Here is a 20,797-nt window from a genome sequence, read left to right on the forward strand (position 1 = left end):
GCCGGAGTCGACTCGCCGCTGCCCGGTCATGCACGCACCTCGTACCTATCCATCCATCCCAGCCACCGCACGCCGCTGCTGCGACCGACCGGCGGTGCCGATCATCTCACTCAACGCGACGATCGTCGCACCGGCACCTTCCCCTGGTTCGGCGACGGCGACCGCCGATTCGGTGAACACATGGCTCACCTCGTCGGCGCCGTCGTCACCGGAGCCGAGAACGACCGCCGCACCGGCGATTCCGGCGGCAACCAGTTCGAGCACCCCGGCCACCGAATCCGGCCTGCCCGCCGTGCGGGTCCGCGATTCGAAGTTCAGGCCCGTTCGCTGCGCGACCCGCTCGGCCGCGCCTGCCAGTTCGTCGTAGTCCAGCACCCGGCCACCGCCGACGAAGGCCACGTCGTCGCCGCGCAGGGCGCGGGTGCGGTGGGCGTAGCCGATGGGGCGTGGCGACTCGGCGGCCAGCTCGGCACGAAGGGCCGGGTCGGCCAGGTCGTACCAGTCCAGACCGTCGGGCGGGTCGAGGATGTCGAGACTCAGTCCCAGCTTCACCTCCAGCCCCTCGGGCAGCGGCGCGTCGATGGTGATCAGCGGTACCACCGCCGCACCGGCCTTGAGCACCGCCCACACGGCGATCGCCGACTCGGCGCCCCGGTCGAGTCGGATCGCGACACCGTTGCCCGGTCCCGCACCGCGCGCGATCAGCGATCGCGCCAATTGTGATGAGCGGGCGTCGAACTGGTGGTAGCTGAGCTCGGCGTCGCCCAGGTCGAGGGCGGGCGCGTCGGGGTCCTCTTCCACGGCGGCGGCCAGTTCCTGAGCCAGTGCGGCACCGTTGGCCGACGGGGCGGGCGCGAAGGCGGCGGCGGTGAGTTCGCGTTCCTTCTCCCTGGCGTCGCGCAGATCGATATCGCCCACCCGCACCGCCGGGTCGGCGGCGACGGCGGTGACGATCTCGGCGAAACCGCGGGCCAGCGCGGCGACGGTGTGCTCCTCGAAAAGGTCCGTCGCATAGGTGAACACGACGCCCACCTCGTCGGGTTCACCGGTGGCGGTGTGCGTGGGTTCCACGTTCACCTGCAGGTCGAACTTGGCCGAGCGGGCGGCCGAGTCCACCGCCTCGATGGTGAGGCCGGGCAGCCGAAGAACCGGTGTCTCGGTGTTGTGGAACGACAGCACCACCTGGAACAGCGGGTTGTGCGAGACGGCACCGGTCGGCGCCACCTCTTCCACGATCCGCTCGAACGGCAGATCGGCGTGGGCGAAGGCGGTGAGGTCGACTTCGCGCACGGTCTCGACGAATTCGGCGAAGCCACGCTGGGGCGCGACCTCGGTGCGCAGGGTCAGGGTGTTGACGAACATGCCGACCAGGTCGTCGAGCTCCGGTTCCCCGCGACCGGCGATGGGCGTCCCGATGGCGATATCGGTGTCACCGCTCACCCGCGCGAGCAGCACGGCCAACGCCGCGTGCACCACCATGAACAGCGACGCGTTGTGCTCGCGGGCGATCTCGGCCAGCCCGGCGTGCACGTCGGCGGGCAGGGTGGTTCGCACATCGGCGCCGCGCAGCGAGGCCTGCGGCGGGCGTGGATGATCGTGCGGCAGCTCGATGGTGCCGGTCCGTCCGGACAGGGTGGTCCGCCAGAACGCGAGTTGACGTGCGGCGGTGGAACTCTCGTCGCTCTCGTCGCCGAGCACCGCGCGCTGCCACAGCGCGTAGTCGGCGTACTGCACCGGCAGCGGCGCCCAGCTCGGCGAACGTCCCTCCACCCGGGCCCGGTAGGCGATCACCAGGTCGCGGGCGAGCGGGGCGAGCGAGGCGCCGTCGGCGATGATGTGCTGCACCACCACCGCGAGGACGTGCTCCTCCTCGGCCAGCGGATCGGTCTCGGGCACGGTGAACAGGCACGCGCGCAACGGAACTCGCTCGGTGACGTCGAAACCACCGGCAAGCAGCCGCATCACCCGTTCCGCCGGGTCCTCGCAGGTCTCGATCGGCAGCCCGTTCGGCAGCACCGCGCTCACCGGCAGGATCTCCTGGTACGGCAGCTCGCCCGGCGCGTCGGCCGGGAATCGGGTGCGCAGCGCCTCGTGCCGTTCGAGCACGTCGGCCACGGCGTAGCGCAGCGCCGAGGTGTCGAGCGCGCCGCGCAGGCGCAGCACCAGCGGGATGTTGTAGGCCGGGGAATCCGGGTCGATGCGGTTGAGCAACCACATGCGCTGCTGGGCGGGTGAGAGCGGGATGACGCCGCGCACCTGGGCCGGAACCAGCGGTGGGCGCGGGTTGGTCACCGCGCCGGGACGCACTCGTGCGGACAGCGCGGCCACCGTCGGGGCTTCGAACAGGTCGCGCACCACCAGATCGGTGGCAAGGGCGGCGTCGATGCGGGCGATGGCCCGGGTCGCCAGCAGCGAGTTGCCGCCGCGATCGAAGAAGTCGTCGTCCAGGCCGACCTCGGGCACGCCGAGCAGGGTGGCGAACACCTCGGCCACGCTCTGCTCGATCGGGGTGGTCGGCGCGCGGAACGTTGTCGCCGAGGTGAATTCGGGGGCGGGCAGGGCGGCCCGGTCCAGCTTGCCGTTCGCGGTGAGCGGCAGACCGGCCACCACCATCACGGCGTCGGGAACCATGTAGCCGGTGAGGAATTCGGCCACGGTCGCACGGACGGCCAGCGGGTCGAGGTCGGCACCCGCCACCGGGACCACATAGCCGATCAGCCGGTCGCCCGCGTGTTCGTCGGCCCGAACGACCACGGCCGCCTGCCCGACACCGGCGACGCCGAGCAGCACCGCCTCGATCTCGCCCGGCTCGATCCGGAAGCCGCGCAACTGCACCTGTTGGTCGCCGCGACCGCCGTATTCGAGGGTCGGCGTGCCACGGAAGCTGACCCAGCGGCCGAGGTCGCCGGAGCGGTAGCGCCGCGATCCGGGCGGGCCGTACGGGTCGGCGACGAACCGGGTGGCGGTGAGCCCCGGCTTGCCGAGGTAGCCGCGCGTCACCTGGTTGCCCGCGATGTAGAGCTCACCGGCGACGCCGAAGGGCACCGGACGCAGCCGGTCGTCGAGCACCGCGACCGACAGGCCGGGCAGGGCCCGCCCGATCACGCTGCCCGCGGTCGCCGACGGCTGCGGCGGCAGGGCCAGGTGCGACACGTGCACGGTGGTCTCGGTGATGCCGTACATGTTCACCAGTTGCGGCGCGGCCGGGCTGTTCGCGTACCGGTCGTACCAGCGGACGAGTTTGCGCGGGTCGAGCGCCTCGCCGCCGAAGACCACGTAGCGCAGCGCGAGCGGGGCGGCACCGGCCGCCTGGGCGGCCCGGTCGGCCTCGTCGAGCTGGGCGAACGCGGTGGGGGTCTGGCTCAGCACCGTCACCTGTTCGCGGGCGAGCAGCGCCCGGAACTCGATCGGCGAGCGGGAGGTGACGTGGTCGACGACCACCACCGCCGCGCCACCGGCCAGCGCGCACCACAGTTCCCACACCGAGAAGTCGAAGGCGAAGGAGTGGAACACCGTCCACACGTCGTCGACGTCGAAGCTGAACAGCACCTGTGTGTTGGCGAACAGCTCGAGCACGTTGCGGTGGCTCACCGCGACGCCCTTGGGCAGTCCGGTGGAACCGGAGGTGTAGATGACGTAAGCCAGGTGATCCGGGCGCAGCGGGGCGCGGCGCTCGGCGGAGTGCAGCGGGGCGTCGGAGTGCAGGGCGCGCTCGTCGAGCAACACCACCGGCAGCGCCGAGGCCCAGTCGTGTCCGGCCGTGCGCAGGATGTCGTATTCCGACGAGTCGGCAAGCAGCACAGCGGGTTTCGCGTCGTCGACCACGTACTCGAGGCGTTGCGCCGGATACCCGGAGTCGATCGGCAGATAGCCAGCGCCCGACAGCAACACCGCGAGCAACGCGACCGGCAGCTCCTCGGTGCGCGGGACGGCAACGGCGACAAGCGTTTCCGGCCCGGCACCACGGGCGATGAGCGCGCGGGCCAACGCCGAGGCCTGCCCGTACAGATCGGCGAAGCTCAGCGACCGCTCCCCCGCCCGCACCGCGACGGCGTCGGGCCGCTGCCTGGCCTGGGCGCCGACGAGGTCGACCAGTGTCACCTCGGGAACCGGGATGCCGGGCGAATTGCCTTCGCGCAGTACGAGTTCACGCTCGCCGGGAGCGAGGACGTCGATGTCTCCGACGGGCAGCGCCGGATCGGCGACCACGGTGGCGAGCACGCGCGCCCACCGATCGGCGAAGTCGCTGACGGTGCCACGATCGAACAGGTCGGTGGCGTACCCGAAGGACACGGCCATGCCCTGCGGTGCGCCGTCGTCACCGATGTGTTCGGCGACCTCCACCTGCAGGTCGAACTTGGCGATCGGCACGGTGAAATCGCCGCTGCTCACGGTGAGTCCGGGTAGGGCGAGGTCGGTGCGGGCCAGGTTCTGGAAGGTGAGCATCACCTGGAACAGCGGATGTCGTGACGTCGAACGGACCGGCTCGAGCAGTTCGACGAGGCGCTCGAACGGCACGTCGGCATGGCCGAAGGCGGCCAGGTCGCGGGCCCGGACATCGGTGAGCAGTTGTCGGAACGACACCGCCGGATCGATCTCGGTGCGCAACACGAGGGTGTTGACGAACATGCCGATGAGCTCGTCGAGCGCCTGCTCACCGCGCCCCGCGACGGGGGTACCGATGGCGATGTCGCGGGTGCCCGACAGCCGCGCGAGCAGCAGCGCGAGCGCGGTGTGCACCACCATGAACACGGTGGCGTTGTGTTCGCGGGCGAGGTTCTGCAGACCCGCGTGCACCGAGGCGGGCACCTGGAGGTGGTGCAGGTCGCCCTCGTGACTGGCGACGGCCGGTCGTGGTCGGTCGACGGGCAGTTCCAGCTGTTCGGGCAGGCCCGCGAGGGTGTCGCGCCAGAACGCCATCTGGGTGGCGAGCAGCGAGCGCGGATCGTCCTCGCTGCCGAGCAGTTCGCGCTGCCACAGCGTGTAGTCGGCGTACTGCACCGGCAGCGGCGGCCAGTGCGGCGCGCCGCCACCACGTCGTTCGGCGTAGGCGGTGAGCAGGTCCCTGGTGAGCGGGGCGAAGGAGAAGCCGTCGGCGGCGATGTGGTGGATCACGCACGCCACCACGTGTTCGGACTCGGCGAGTTCGAACACGCGGATCCGCACGGGCGGGGCGGCGGTGACGTCGAACCCGGTGAGCACGGTGTCGGCGACGGCGGCGGACAGGTCGGCCTCGTCGATCGCGACCAGCTCGAAATCCGCCGCGGCCCTTGGATCGCCGGGCGGCAGGATCAGCTGGTGGCCGTGGCCTTCCAGGACCGGCCCGTCGATGCCCTCGATGGCCGGGTACACCGTGCGCAGCACCTCGTGCCTGGTGGCGAGGTCGCTGATCGCGGCTTGCAGGGCGGGCAGGTCGAGGCGTCCGGTGAGGCGGATGACGAGCGGGATGTTGTCGACGGCCGAGGCCGGGTCGAAGCGGTTGAGGAACCACATCCGCTGCTGGGCGTAGGACAGCGGGATCTGCTCGGGTCGCGGCCGGGCGCCGAGCGCCAGCGCGCCCGCCGAGGTTCGCTGCTGTTCGGCGCGCTGGGCGAGCGCGGCGACGGTCGGCGCCTCGAACACCGCCTGCACCGGCACCCGTACATCCAGTGCGGCGCCGATCCGGGCGACGGCCTGCGCGGCCAGCAGCGAGTCGCCGCCGAGGTCGAAGAAGTCGTCGTCGGCACCGACCCGGCCCGCGCCGTCGCGCAACAGCAGGGCCGCGAACACGTCGGCGACGGCCTGCTCGGCGGGGGTGGCGGGCGCGCGGAAACCGCGGGCGGTGAACACCGGGGTCGGCAGCGCGGCCCGGTCGAGTTTGCCGACGGCGTTCAGCGGCAGCTGGTCCAGCACCATGATGACGGCCGGAATCATGTACGCGGGCAGTGATTCGGCCAGGAACTCGGCCAGCTCACCGGTGTCGACCGCGCGGCCGACACGCGGCAGCACATACGACACCAGACCGGTGGCGCCCGACGGCATCGACTTGCCGAGGGTGACCGCGTAGTCGAGGTCCGGGTGGGCGGTGAGCGCGTTGTCGATCTCGCCGAGTTCGATGCGGAACCCGCGCACCTTCACCTGGAAGTCGGTGCGACCCAGGTATTCCAGGGTGGCACCGGGTTCCACGCGACGCACCAGGTCGCCGGTGCGGTAGAGCCTGCCCGGCCCGAACGGCGAGGCGATGAACCGCTGCGCGGTGAGCCCCGGCTTGCCAAGATATCCCTGTGCCAGCGCCGGTCCCGCGAGGTAGAGCTCGCCGACCACGCCCGAGGGCACCGGTCGCAGCCGTGCGTCGAGGACGAACAGGCCCATGCCGGGCACGGCGGTGCCGAGGGTGATCGGCTCGTGCGGATGCAGCGCGGCGGTGCTGGTGGCGAGGATGGTCGCCTCGGTCGGCCCGTATCCGTTGTGGAAGTCGCGGCCCTCGCTCGCCCAGCGGCCGAGCAGTTCCGGCCCGAACCGGTCGCCCGCCACGACCACGGTCCGCAGGTCGGGCAGTCCGGCCGGGTCGACCGATTCCAGGGCGCCCGGCGTGATGAGCAGGTGGGTGACGCGGTCGCGACGCAGCAGGTCCGACAGTTCGAAACCGCCGAACACGCGCGGCGGCGAGATCACCAGCGTGGCACCGGTGGCGAAGGTGAGCAGCAGCTCGAGCACCGATACGTCGAAGTTCGGCGAGCACACGTGCAGCACCCGCGAATCCGGGCGCACCCCGAAGTTCTCGCGTTCGGCGGCGACCAGCGAGGCGAGACCCGCGTGGGTCACCACCACGCCCTTGGGTCTGCCGGTGGAACCGGAGGTGTAGATGACATAGGCCGGATGGGCCACGTCGATCTGACGCACCCGGTCGGCGTAGCTCACCGCGTGCGCGGGATGGGCCGCGATCCGCTCGGCCACGACCGGATCGTCCAGCTCGATCCAGTACAGGCTGGTGCCGAGGCTCGCCCGATGAGCGGCCGTGGTGAGGCCGAGGGCGGCGCCGGAATCGGTGACGATGTGCGCGATCCGGTCGCTCGGGTAGGCCGGGTCGACGGGCACGTAGGCCGCGCCGGACTTGGCGATCGCCCACACGGCGAGCACCGATTCGACGGAGCGCGAGATGCCGATGGCGACCACGTCACCCGCGCCGATCCCGCGACCGATCAGTTCCCTGGCCAGGCGCGAGGAGCGTTCGTCGAGCTCACGGTAGGTGAGCACCTGTTCGGCGCCGGGCATGCCCGTCGGGTTGTAGTGCAGCGCGACCGCATCGGCTGCGGACTCGACAGCAGCCGTGAGCAACTGACCGAACAGCGCTTGACCGCCGGTTCGACGTCGTTCACGGCCAGCGCGGCGGGGGCTTTCCACAGACCAATACACCTCTCGCGTCCGACGAGGCCGAACCGCACACAGCATAGACCGCTACATTGCACCGCCGACCGTCGCCGAGGTGTGCGCCATGACACACCGACTCTCTGGCAACAGAATCGTAATCTGCCGCCCGCCCGTTACGTGGTGCTATGCCGAGAACCGCTGATCACCTGGTCCAGAACCGGTCCGATCACGGCGGGCGCCGGGTCGGTGAGCATGAGCTGATGCGTGGTCTCCACGGGGTGATCGACGATCACTCCGCTGATGTGCCGCCGCCACCGCGACGCGCCGCCTCGGTCGATACCGCCGGTGTTCATGGCGGTGAAATAGGTGAGCGAACCGTCGAACCGGTCCGGGACGAGTTCGGTCACCAGCGCGACCGAACGCAGCGCCCCCCGGTACATCGCCACGAAGTCGGCCCGGGTGATCGGCAGATCGGCCGCCAAGGTGGTGTGCAGGGCGGCCACCGCGTCGTCACCGAGGTCGGCCAGGTCGTCGGCCGGGGGCAGCTTGTCGTCGGGGATCCCGAGGTCGAGCAGGGCGTGGCGCAGTTCGGCACGGAAGTCGGTCAGGTCGGCGCCCGGCACGCTGTCGAGCATCGTCAGCGAGGCCACCGTCTCCCCCGCTGCTTGCAGACGGGTCGCGACGGCGTGGGCGAGCACACCGCCGAGCGACCAGCCGAGCAGCTGGTACGGGCCGTGCGGCTGGACGGCGCGGATCTCGGCCACGTACCGGTCGAGGAGTTCGTCGGCCGTGCCGGGCTGGAAATCGGGCTCGCTCAGGGCAGGCGACTGGACGCCGACCACCGGTCGGTCGACGGGCAGGTACGGAACCAGCGACGAATACGCCCAGGCCAGACCGGACACCGGGTGCAGGCACCACAGGGGTTCCTGGCTCGAGGTGCCCGCGTCGGCCCGCCCGTCGTGGCGGCCGGACCGCGTGCCGGTGCGAGCGGCGTCGTTCAACGGCAGGACCACCGACAGCGCGGCCGCCAGATCCTGTTGCCCCGCACCGCCGAGGCGTTCGGCGAGACCGCCGACGGTCGGGTCGGCGAAGAACGCGGCGACGGTGAGCGCGGTCCCGGTGCGTTCGTGCAGCCGGTGGACCACGCGGGTGGCGAGCAGGGAGTTGCCGCCGAGAGCGAAGAAGTCGTCATCGAGGCCCGGCCGCTCGACCCCGAGCACCTCGGTGAAGACCTCGGCGACCGCGACCTCGTCGGCGCGCTCCGGTGCCCGGTACCGACGCGGTTCGATGACCGGTGCGGGCAGGGCGGCGCGATCGAGCTTGCCGTTCGCGTTGAGCGGCAGCCGATCGAGGACGACGAACGCCGACGGCACCATATAGGACGGAAGCACCTGCGCCACCGCGTTCTTGGCGACGGTGGCGGTGAGTTCGGCGCCCGGGGCGGGCACCACGTAGGCCACCAGCCGGTCACCCAGCTGTGGGTCGGTGGTGGCGAGCACCGCCGCCTGCACCACCTGTGGCGCCGCGAGCAGAGCCGACTCGATCTCCCCGAGTTCGATGCGGAAGCCACGGATCTTCACCTGGAAGTCGGTGCGGCCCCGATAGTCGAGCTCGCCGTCACCCGTCCAGGCGACCAGGTCGCCCGTGCGGTACATGCGGGCGCCCGGCTCGAAGGGGTTGGCGACGAAGCGGTCGGCGGTGAGATCGGGACGAGCGAAGTAGCCTCGCGCGAGCTGCTCGCCCGCCAGGTACAGCTCGCCTGCCACACCAGGGGGCACCGGCCGCAGTCGGGCGTCGAGCACGTAGACGCGGCTGTTCCATTCGGGTGCGCCGATCGGCACCGACGCGCGATCGGCGGGGGTGACCCGGTGGTCGGTGATCGAGACCGCCGCTTCGGTCGGGCCGTACAGGTTGTGCAGCGCGGCATCGGTGGCGACGAGGAACCGCTGGGCTGTGTCGGCGGGGAGAGCTTCACCGATGGCGAGCACGCGGCGCAACGAAACCGGAAGCGCGCCAGCGCTTTCGGTGAGCAGGGCGTCGAGCATGGACGGAACCACGTGCAGCGTGCTCACCCGCTGCTCGGTGAGCACCCGCAGCAGGTCGGCCGGGTCGCGGTGCCCGTCCGGTGCGGCGATCACAAGTCGGCCACCGGTCACCGCGGTGGTCCAGAACTCCCAGACCGAGAGGTCGAAGGTGGCGGCGGTCTTCAGCAGCACGGAATCGTCGACCGTGAGCCCGAAATGCTCGGTCTTCCACAGCAGTTGGTTGACGATGGCGCCGTGTGGCACCGCCACACCCTTCGGCTTGCCGGTGGACCCGGAGGTGAAGATGACATAGGCGGTGTTGCCCGGTCGCAGGTCGCCGTGCCGCTCCCGCGCCTGGATCGCCGACGCCGGATACCCGGCGAGGTCGAGCGTGTCGATGACGAGGGCATCAGCGAAACCGTCACGCGCGGTGGTCAATACGCACACCGGCGCGGCGGTGTCGAGGATGTGACGCACCCGGTCGGCAGGTTGATCGGGATCGAGCGGAACGTAGGCCGCACCCGTCTGCGCCACCGCGTACATGGCCACGACGAGGTCGACGGACCGCCGGATGGCAAGGGCCACCCGGTCCTCCACGCCCACGCCCCGCGAAATCAGATGTCGCGCCAACTGATTCACCCGCACCGCGAAGGCCCGGTAGGTCAGCTCGGTTCCGTCGGGGGCGACCAGCGCGACCCGATCGGAATGCCCCGCGACCGTCGCGTCGAACAGCGCGGGCAGCGTGGTCGACGGGCACGTGTGCCGGGTGTCGTTCCAGGCGTGCAGGATTCGGATGCGCTCGCCCTCGGACAGCAGCTCGATCTCGTCGACGGGCCACTCGGGCGCGGCGGCGATCCCCGCGAGCACCCGCGCGAACCGGTCGGCGTAGGTCCGCGCGGTCGCCGGATCGAAGAGGTCGGTAGCGTAGGTGAGTACGCCGTTGATGCCCTGCGCGGCGCCCTCGCTGTCGTAGGCGTCGGCGACGATGGCGTGCAGGTCGAACTGTGAGACCGCCAGGTCCACATCCACGCCTTCGACGTCGGTCTCACCCAGCTCCAGCCCGGTGCGGGCGAGGTTCTGGAAGGACAGACCCACCTGGAACAGCGGGTGCCGCGCGGTGGAGCGGGCCGGGTTGATCGCTTCGACCAGTCGTTCGAACGGCAGGTCGGCGTGGGCGAACACCTGCAGGTCCGTTTCCCGTTGCCGGGCGAGCAGATCGGTGAACGGCTCCCCCGGCTTCAGGGTGGTGCGGAAGACGAGGGTGTTGACGAACATGCCGATGAGGTCGTCGAGCGCGGCCTCGCCACGACCGGCGATGGGGGTGCCGACGGCCAGATCGTCGGTTCCGGCCAGCCTGCCCAGGGTCACCGCGAGCGCGGCGTGCACGACCATGAACAGCGTGGCGCCCTGCGCGCGGGCGAGGGCGAGCAGGGCCCGGTGGGTGTCGGCGTCGATCTCGATCGGCACCCGCCCACCCGCGAGCGACTGCACGGCCGGGCGCGGCCGGTCGGCGGGCAGGTCGAGCTGATCCGGCAGCCCGGCCAGGGCCGTTCGCCAGTAGTCGAGCTGGGCGGAAGCCAGCGAATCCGGATCGTCCTCGCTACCGAGCAGTTCCCGCTGCCACAGCGCGTAGTCGGCGTACTGCACGGGCAGCGGCGCCCAGTCCGGCGCGGTGCCCGTCGAACGGGCACCGTAGGCCAGCATCAGATCCCGGCTGAGCGGAGCGAGCGAACTGCCGTCACCGGCGATGTGGTGCACGACCACCGCGAGCACCGATTCCTCCGGACCGAGCTGGAACAGCGCGACCCGCAGCGGCACCTGACCGCGCACGTCGAAACCGAACGAGCCGAGTTCGCGCATGGCCGTCGGCAAGTGGTCGGCGGTGAGGCTGCGCACCTCGAGCCGGGGCGTCGCCTCCGACGGGTCGAGGATGCGCTGAACGGGGCCTTCGTCGGTCTCGGGGTAGATCGTCCGCAAAGTCTCGTGCCTGGCAACGAGGTCGGCGACGGCCGCGTCCAGCGCGGCCACATCGATGGCGCCGGTGAGCCGCACCGCCATCGGGATGTTGTAGGCCACCGATCGCGGATCGAACTGGTTGAGGAACCACATCCGCTGCTGCGCCAGCGACAGCGGAATCCGGTCGGGCCGCTCGCGGGCCACCAGCGGCGGGCGCGCACCGGCACCGGCGGATTCGGCGAGTCGACGGGCCAGCGCCTCCACCGTCGGCGCCTCGAACAGCAGCCGCACCGGGAACTCGGTGTCCAGGGCGGCACCGAGCCGTGCCGCCACCTGGGTGGCCAGCAGCGAGTTGCCGCCGAGGGCGAAGAAGTCGTCGTCGAGGCCGAGCTGGGTGTCGGCGTCGAGCACCTGGGCGAAGGTGCCGGCCACGATCTGCTCGACCGGCGTGACGGGCGGCCGGAATTCGGCGTGCTCGAGCACCGGCGCGGGCAGTGCCCGACGGTCGAGCTTGCCCACCGGGGTGAGCGGAATGGTGTCGAGTTCCATCAGCACCGTCGGCACCATGTGCGCGGGCAGGCTGCGCTCGGCGAACGCGGTGAGCTCGGCGGTGTCGACGGCGGCGCCCGGCGCGGCGTGCACGTAGGACACCAGAATCGTGGCGCCGGTGTCGAGTTCGTGTCCGACGGTGGCGGCGAAGTCGAGGCTCTCGTGCGCCGAGAGCACGGCGTCGATCTCGCCGAGTTCGATCCGGAAGCCACGGATCTTCACCTGGAAGTCGTTGCGCCCCACGTACTCCAGCGCGCCGTCGGCGGTCCAGCGCACCAGGTCACCGGTGCGGTAGAGCCGGGAACCGGCGGGCTCGAACGGGTTCGGCACGAATCGCGACGCGGTCAGGCCCGGCCGGGCGTGATAGCCGCGGGTGAGCTGAGCACCGGTGATGTACAGCTCGCCGGTGACACCCGGCGGCACGGGGCCGAGCCGGTCGTCGAGCACGTATTCGGCCACCCCGGCCAGCGGCCCACCGATGGTGAGCGGGTCACCGGGCTTCAGCGGCACGCTGATGTTGGTGACGATCGTGGTCTCGGTCGGCCCGTACACATTGTGGAACTGCCGCAGACTGCCGTCGGCCAGCGGAATCGCCCAGCGGCGCAACAGATCCGGCGGGCACGCTTCGCCACCCACCGCGACCACCCGGAAATCGTCGAGACCGACCGGGTCGATCGAGGCGAGCGCGGCCGGGGTGATGAAGGCGTGGCTCACCCGCTCGCGACGCAGCAGCGCGGCCAGTTCGTCGCCGCCGTACACACTCGGATCGACGATCACCATGGTCGCGCCCGCACCCACCGCGAGCAGCAGTTCGAGAAGGGAGGCATCGAACGAGGGCGACGCGAAATGCAGTGTGCGCGAACGCGCTTCGACGCCGTAGTGCTCGCGCTGTTCGGCGCTGAATCCGGCGAGTCCGGCCTGGGTCACCGCGACACCCTTGGGCAGGCCCGTCGAGCCCGAGGTGTAGATCACGTAGGCGAGGTCCTCGGCGCGGATCTGGCGCACTCGGTCGGCATTGGTGACCGGCACACCGGAGAACTCGTCGAGCCGCGCCACCGTGGCCGCGTCGTCTATCGCCAGCCACTGCACCTGCGTGGGCAGTCGCCCGGCCGCATCGGCGACGGTCAGACCGAACACCGCGCCGGAGTCGGTGACCATGTGCGCCACTCGATCCGGCGGGTAGTTGGGGTCGACCGGCACGAATCCGGCGCCGGTCTTGGCCACCGCCCACACCGCGAGCACCGATTCGATCGACCGAGGGATCCCGATGGCCACCAGGTCGCCCGCGCCGATCCCACGCGCGATGAGCAGCCGCGCGATCCGGCTGGACCGCTCGTCGAGTTCGGCGTAGGTGAGGCTACCGAGCGTGCGGGTGGCGTCGGCCAGCACCACCGCGACACCGTCGGGAGCGGTCTCCACGGCGGTGGCCAGCAGCTGGGGCAGCGCTGTCACCCGGGCGCGGCGTGTGCGCACCGGGCGGGTGCGTACCGGTCGTGTCATCGCGAATCCACCTCATCCGTCACCGAAACTCGTTGTGGCGCTGCCTCGGTCATGGTTTCAGACCGCGGCGGCGCTCAGCTCGGCGAGTACCAGGACCACCTCGGCCCGGCCCGCGTCACCCGGAGCGGCGTCGTCGGCGATCACCGCACGCAGATCCTCGAGCTCACCCGTATCGACCGCGTCGAGACCGGCCCGGTCGCCGAACAGATGACTCACCCACTCCTCGGCGAGCGCGGCCGACGGATCGTCGGTGACCAACACCATCGACGCACCGGCCACACCGGCCGCGACCGGTTCGACGACCGCGGCGAAGGTGTCGGTCGCGGTGGCGAAGGTGCGTGATTCGAAGGTGAGCTCGGCCTCGGCGCGCACCCGCGCACCGGCCGTGGCGAGGTCGTCGTAGCTGCGTACCCCGTCGGCACCGACGAAGGCCGGGTCGCTGCCGCGCAGGGCGCGGGTGCGGTCGGCGTAGGTCACCGGGCGGGCCGACTGGGTTGACAGCTCCGTGCGCACGGCTGGGTCGTCGAGCACCAGCCAGTCGAGGTCACCCGAGGACGCCGTACCGGTGGTGATGCCGATCTTGGCCGTCGGCTCGGCGGTCAGCTCCCGTGCGAACGGCACGATCGCCGCGCCCGCCTTGAGCACCGCCCACACCGCGACGGCCCAGTCGGTACCACGCGGAAGATCCAGCGCCACACCCGAACCCGGACCGAAGCCGCGCCCGATCAGCAGGCGGGCCAGGCGGGAGGAACGGGCGTCGAGCTGTTCGAAACCGAACTGCTCCTCACCCCAGACCAGCGCTGGACCGTCCGGATCGTCCTCGGCGGCGGCCGTGAACGCCTGGGTGAGCGTGGTTCCGCCGGTCGCCGTGGTCGGCACGGGCGCCTGCGCGGCACCGGCGAGCAACCGCGCGCGTTCGCTCTCGTCGAGGATGTCGATATCGCCGACGCGGACTTGCGGGTCGGCGGCCACCGCCGTGAGGATGCGGGCGAAGCGGGTACCGATGGACCGCACGGTCGCCTCGTCGAACAGGTCGGTGGCGTAGTTGAACAGGGCGACCAGCTCGTCGGGCGCGCCCTCGTCGGTGTAGCGCGGCTCCACGTCGACCTGCAGGTCGAACTTCGCCGACACCCCGGTGTCGAGCGCGGCCACGGTGAGGCCGGGCAGTTCGAGCGCGGCGGTCTCGTTGTTGCTGAAGGTCAGTGCCACCTGGAACAGCGGGTTGTGGGCGCTGCCCTTGCCCGGCGCCACCACCTCGACGACCCGCTCGAACGGCAGGTCGGCGTGGGCGAAGGCACCCAGGTCGGTTTCGCGGGCCAGGTCGACGGCCTCGTCGAACGAACCGGCCGGGTCGAGGGCGGTGCGCAGCGTCAGCGTGTTCACGAACATGCCGACCAGCTCGTCGAGCGCCCGCTCACCACGACCGGCCACCGCGGTGCCGATCGCGATGTCGGTGCTGCCCGACAGCCGGGCGAGCAGCACGGCCAGCGCGGCGTGCACGACCATGAACAGCGACGACTTGTGCTCGCGCGCGAGCTTGTTCAGCTGCTCGTGCACCTCGGCGGGCAACCGCAGCTCGGTGGTCGCGCCGCGCAGGCTCGGCACCGAGGGCCGCGGGCGGTCCTGGGGCAGTTCGAGCAGCGGCGGCATCCCGGCCAGCTGGGTACGCCAGTAGTCGAGCTGCGCGGCGGCGGCCGAATCCGGCTCGTCGTCGGCACCGACCACCTCGCGCTGCCAGAGCGCGAAGTCCGCGTACTGCACGGGCAGCGGCGTCCAGGCCGGGCTCTGTCCGCCGGTGCGGGCGACGTAGGCGGTGATCAGGTCGCGCGCCAGCGGGGCCAGGGACGCGCCGTCGGCGGAGATGTGGTGCACCACGAACACCAGCAGCCAGTCCGACGACCCGTCGGTGAGCAGTCGGGTCCGCACGGGCACCTCACGGGTGACGTCGAAACCGGCGCCCGCGAGTTCGGCGACGCGGCCGAGCACGTCGTCGGTGGTCTCCACCACCAGGCCGTCGGGCAGCACCTCGCCGACCGTGACGATCTCCTGGTACGCGCCGGTCTGTTCGGCGGCGGGGAACCGGGTGCGCAGCGACTCGTGCCTGCCGAGCACGTCGGCGATGGCGGCGTCGAGTGCGGCCACATCGAGCGCGCCGGTGAGACGAAGCGCGAACGGCAGGTTGTAGGCGCCCGAGGCGGGGTCGAGCTGGTTGAGCACCCACATGCGCTGCTGGGCCAGCGACAGCGGGATCCGGTGCGGCCGGTCCACCGGGACGAGCGCCGGGCGCGCGCCCGATCCACTCGCGCTGATCCGGGCGGCCAGGGCGGTCACCGTCGGTGCCTCGAACAGGTCGCGGATGCTGATGTCGGCGTCGAGCGCCTCGTTGATCCGGGCGACCGCGCGGGTGGCCAGCAGCGAGTTGCCGCCGAGAGCGAAGTAGTCGTCGTCGGCGCCGACCCGGGCCATGCCGAGCAGTTCGGCGTAGACGCCCGCCACGATCTCCTCGGTCGGCGTGGCCGGTGCCCGGAACTCGCCCGCGGTGAAGGTGGGGGCGGGCAGCGCCTTGCGGTCGAGTTTGCCGCTGGGATTGAGCGGCAGTTCGTCGAGCGCGACCAGCGCGGCGGGAACCATGTAGGACGGCAGGGTCTCGCCGATCGCGGCCAGCAGCGGAACCTGTTCGATCGAGGCGCCCGGCTTGGGCACCACGTAGGCCACGAGCTGTTCTCCCGCAGGCGAATCCGCGACGATCGCCACGGCCTGGCTCACGCCGGGCTGGGCGAGCAGCGCGGTCTCGATCTCGCCGAGCTCGATGCGCTGGCCACGGAACTTCACCTGGAAGTCGGTGCGGCCCAGGTATTCCAGCGCGCCACGGCCGTCGGGCTGGGTGCGCCAGACCACCAGGTCGCCGGTGCGGTACATGCGCGCGTTCGCGCCGAAGGGGTTGGCGACGAACCGGTCCGCGGTGAGGTCCGGCCTGGCGACGTACCCGCGGGCCAGCTGATCACCGGCCAGGTACAGCTCGCCGACAACGCCCGAGGGAACCGGACGCAACCGCGAATCCAGCACGTACACCTGGGTGTTCCATTCCGGTACACCGATCGGCACCGAGCCGCGGCCCGGGTCGTCGGCGGGCCAGTAGGTCACCGAGACGGCGGCCTCGGTCGGGCCGTACAGGTTGTGCACCCGGGCCTGCGACACCGCGCGCATCGCGGCGACGGTCTCCGGCGGCAGCGCCTCACCGATCGCGAACACGTCGCGCAGGGTGGGAATGCTGCCGGAGGTGGTGTGCGCGGCGAAGACGGTGAGCATCGACGGCACGAAGTCGGTCATCGTCACCTGTTGTGCCGCGATGGTTTCGGCGATGTAGGCCGGGTCGCGATGGCCGTCGTGGGTGGCGACGACCAGCTTCGCACCGGTGCGCAACGGCATGAAGTAGCCCCACAGCGACACATCGAAGGTGGTGGCGGTCTTCTGCAGGTACACATCACCGGGGGCGAGCGGGTATTCGGCGAGCATCCAGGCGATCTGGTTCTCGATCGCCGCGTGCGACACCGCGACACCCTTGGGCCTGCCGGTGGACCCGGAGGTGAAGATGACGTAGGCGGGATGCTGCGGCAGCACCGGGCGCGCCAGCTCCGACGGCGCCACCGGGGAGCCCGAGAACTCCTGCAGCGCAACGGTGTCGATGGTGATCACCGGCGTCCCGGCGGGCACCTCGATCACGTCGGCGGTGGTGGTGAGCACGCACACCGGTCGCGCGGTGTCGAGGATGTGGGCGATGCGCTCGGCCGGATGATCGGGGTCGAGCGGCACGTACGCGCCACCGGCGGTGACGATGGCGTACATGCCGACCACCAGGTCGAGCGAACGACGCACGGCCAGTGCGACATACGATTCCGGGCCGACGCCGTCGGCGACGAGTTTGCGGGCCAACCGGTTGACCCGCTCGTCGAACTCGCGGTACGTCAGCTCGGTGCCCTCGTAGGCGAGCGCGACCGCGTCCGGGTGCTCGGCCACGGCGCGACGGTAACCGTCGAGCAGCAGCGCGGGCGGCAGTTCGTGCCGGGTGTCGTTCCAGCCGAGCAGGATTCGATCCAGCTCCGCGGACTCCATCAGCTCGTGCGCGCCGAGCGGGGCCGCCGGGTCGGCGACGATCGCGGTGAGCAGGCGAACGAACCGGGCGGCGATGCCTGCCACCGTCGCGGCGTCGAACAGATCGGTGGCGTAGGTCAGGCCGACCGCGATGCCGTGCGGCGCGCCGTGGCGATCGGTGTCCTCGACCATCTCGAACTGCAGGTCGAACTTGGCGAACGGGATGCTCAGGTCCACCCCGCTGACCGTCATCCCGGGGAGCTCGAGGGCGGTGCGCGCCATGTTCTGGAAGGCGAGCATCACCTGGAACAGCGGATGCCGCGCGGTGGAGCGGGCCGGGTCGAGCAGCTCGACCAACCGCTCGAACGGCACGTCGGCGTGGCCGAACGCGGCCACGTCGGTGGCGCGGGCCTGGGCGAGCAGCGCCTCGAAGGTGTCGGCCGGGTCCACCTCGGTGCGCAGCACGAGGGTGTTGACGAACATGCCGATGAGGTCGTCGAGCGCGGCGTCACCACGGCCTGCGACCGGCGTGCCGATCGCGATGTCGGTGCTGCCGGACAGCCGCGCGAGCAGCGCCGACAGTGCCGCGTGGACCACCATGAACAGGGTCGAGTTGTGGGCGTGCGCGAGCTTGTCCAGTCCGGCGTGCACCTCGGCGGGAATGCGGAAGTCCACGGTCGCGCCACGGTAGGTGGCCACCGAGGGGCGCGGGCGATCGGCCGGAAGGGCGAGCTGGTCGGGCAGACCGGCGAGCTGGGTGCGCCAGTACCCGATCTGCTGGGACAGCACCGATTCCGGGTCGTCCTCGGTGCCGAGCACGGCACGCTGCCACAGGGTGAAGTCGGCGTATTGCACACGCAGCGGCGGCAATTGGGGTTCGGCGCCCGCGCTGCGCCGCACATAGGCGGTCATCAGGTCGCGGGTGAGCGGGCCCATCGATACGCCGTCACCGGCGATGTGGTGGACCACGCAGATCAGCACGTGCTCCTGCGCGGTGAGCCGCAGCAACCGCAACCGGATCGGCGGCGCGAGCGACACATCGAAGCCGACTCCGACGGTCTCGGCGACGAGCCCGGGCACCTGCTCCTCGGTGACCTGCTCGCACGCCATCTCCGGCACCGCGCGCGGATCGGACACCGGCAGGATCAACTGCTGACCGGCCCCGTCCACCTGCGGGTACATGGTGCGCAGCACCTCATGCCTGGTCACCAGGTCGCGCACCGCCGCGCGCAGGGCGTCGACGTCGAGCGCGCCCGACAACCGCACCGCGATCGGCATGTTGTTCACGGCACTGGCCGGGTCGAACCGGTTCAGGAACCACATCCGCTGCTGCGCGAACGACAGCGGGATGATCTCGGGCCGCTCCTGGGGCACGAGTTCCTGGCCGGAACCGGTGCCGATGTGGCGTTCCACCCGTTCGGCCAGCGCCGAGACGGTGCTCGCCTCGAACAGCACCTGCACCGGCACCCTGGTGTCGAGCGCGGCACCGATACGGGTGGCGGCCTGGGCGGCGAGCAGCGAGTTGCCGCCCAGTTCGAAGAAGTCGTCATCGGCGCCGACGCGGATCTCCTCCTCGCCACCGGTGGTGAGCAGGGCGGCGAACACCTCGGCGACGATCTCCTCGACCGGGGTGGACGGCGCGCGGAACTCGCGTGCGGCGAACACCGGCTCCGGCAGCGCGTTGCGGTCGAGCTTGCCGACCGGGGTGAGCGGGATCCGGTCGAGCACCATGATCGCGGCCGGAATCATGTAGCCGGGCAACGATTCCGCGAGGAACGTGTCGACGGCGGCGATGTCGAGGGTGGTGCCCGCGCGCGGCAGCACATACGACACCAGCGCCGTGACCCCGGAGGGCAGCGTCTTGCCGAGGGTGGCCGCGAAGTCGATGTCGGGGTGCGCGGTGAGGGCGTTGTCGATCTCGCCGAGTTCGATGCGGAAACCGCGGATCTTCACCTGGAAGTCCGAGCGGCCCATGTACTCGATGACGCCGTCGCCGGATTCGCTGCGGCGCACCAGGTCACCGGTGCGGTACAGCCGGGCGTTGGCGTCGCCCGCCTGCGCGCCGAACGGGCTCGCGACGAAACGTTCGGCGGTCAGCGCGGGCCGGTTCAGGTAGCCCTGGGCCAGGGCGGGACCGGACAGGTACAGCTCGCCGATCACCCCGGCGGGCACCGGGCGCAGCCGCGAATCGAGCACGAACGCACCGATTCCGGCGATCGCGGAACCGATCGTCACCGGGGCGGCGGGGTCCATCGGCGGGGTACTGGTGGCGAGAATGGTCGCCTCGGTGGGGCCGTAGCCGTTGTAGAAGCGACGGTCGCCGACGGCCCAGCGGCCGACCAGTTCCGGGCCGAACTTGTCACCGGCGACCACGACGACCCGCAGATCGTCGAGATCGGTCGCCTCAACCGATTCCAGGGCACCCGGGGTGATGAGCATGTGCGAGACGCGCTCGCGGCGCAGCAGGTCGGCCAGTTCGAAACCACCGAACACCTGCGGCGGCGCGATCACCAGAGTGGCGCCCGCCGAGAAGGCCAGCAGCAGCTCGAGCACCGACACGTCGAAGTTCGGCGAGCACACGTGCAGCACCCGCGCCTCGGCGGTGACGCCGTAGTGCTCGCGTTCGGCGGCGACCAGCGGGGCCAGGCCGGTGTGGGTGACGACGACGCCCTTGGGCTTGCCGGTGGAGCCGGAGGTGTAGATCAGGTAGGCGGGGTGCCGCTCGTCGAGCGTGCGGACGCGATCGGCGTAGGACACCGGGTGCGTCGGCTGCGCGGCGATCCGCTCGGCGGTCGCGGCGTCGTCGAGTTCGAGCCACGGCAGTGTGGTGCCGAGGACCGCGCGGTGCGCGGTGGTGGTGAGGCCGAGGGCCGCCCCGGAGTCGGACAGGATGTGGGCGATGCGGTCGGCCGGGTAGTTCGGGTCGACCGGCACGTACGCCGCACCCGTCTTCGCGATGGCCCACACCGCGAGCACCGACTCGATGCCGCGGGCGATGCCGATGGCGACCACGTCGCCGGGGCCGATGCCGCGCCCGATCAGTTCGCGGGCCAGCTGGGCGGAGCGCTGATCGAACTCCGAATAGGTGAGCTCGCGCTGATCGGCGGGTTCACCCGTTGGATTGAACCGGACCGCCACGCGGTCGGCCGACGACTCGACAGCGGCGGTCAGCAACTGCCCGAAAGTCGGACTGCTCGACCGGCGACGGCGGTTACCGCGGGCAGAACGACGGGCAGTTTCCATGCGGGTTCATTCACCTCTCATCGAGCCTGACGCGCGGCCACAACCGCACCGTGCAGATCGGGCCATCATATCGACCGTCCACA

3 protein-coding genes are annotated in these 20,797 nt (G+C 71.2%); all 3 read right to left on the bottom strand.

Annotated elements, in window-relative coordinates:
• Nucleotides 1–45 precede the first annotated feature (45 nt).
• Nucleotides 46–7,383: a non-ribosomal peptide synthetase gene (locus tag NC7_RS12700; protein ID WP_236573249.1), complete on the bottom strand. Its 7,338-nt coding sequence runs from the start codon at nucleotides 7,381–7,383 to the stop codon at nucleotides 46–48.
• 140 nt (nucleotides 7,384–7,523) lie between these two features.
• Nucleotides 7,524–13,352 carry a non-ribosomal peptide synthetase gene (locus NC7_RS12705; RefSeq protein WP_067982733.1) on the bottom strand — a complete coding sequence of 1,943 codons (5,829 nt, stop codon included), beginning with the start codon at nucleotides 13,350–13,352 and terminating at the stop codon, nucleotides 7,524–7,526.
• A gap of 84 nt (nucleotides 13,353–13,436) precedes the next feature.
• Nucleotides 13,437–20,714 carry a non-ribosomal peptide synthetase gene (locus tag NC7_RS12710; RefSeq protein ID WP_067982410.1) on the bottom strand — a complete coding sequence of 2,426 codons (7,278 nt, stop codon included), beginning with the start codon at nucleotides 20,712–20,714 and terminating at the stop codon, nucleotides 13,437–13,439.
• Nucleotides 20,715–20,797 lie beyond the last annotated feature (83 nt).

The organism is Nocardia caishijiensis NBRC 108228 (assembly GCF_001612825.1).
GTDB classification, from domain to species: domain Bacteria; phylum Actinomycetota; class Actinomycetes; order Mycobacteriales; family Mycobacteriaceae; genus Nocardia; species Nocardia caishijiensis.

Coding starts and splice junctions, on each gene's coding strand:
- NC7_RS12710 (WP_067982410.1), bottom strand. CDS start 20,714: ATGGAAACTGCCCGTCGTTCTGCCCGCGGTAACCGCCGTCGCCGGTCG.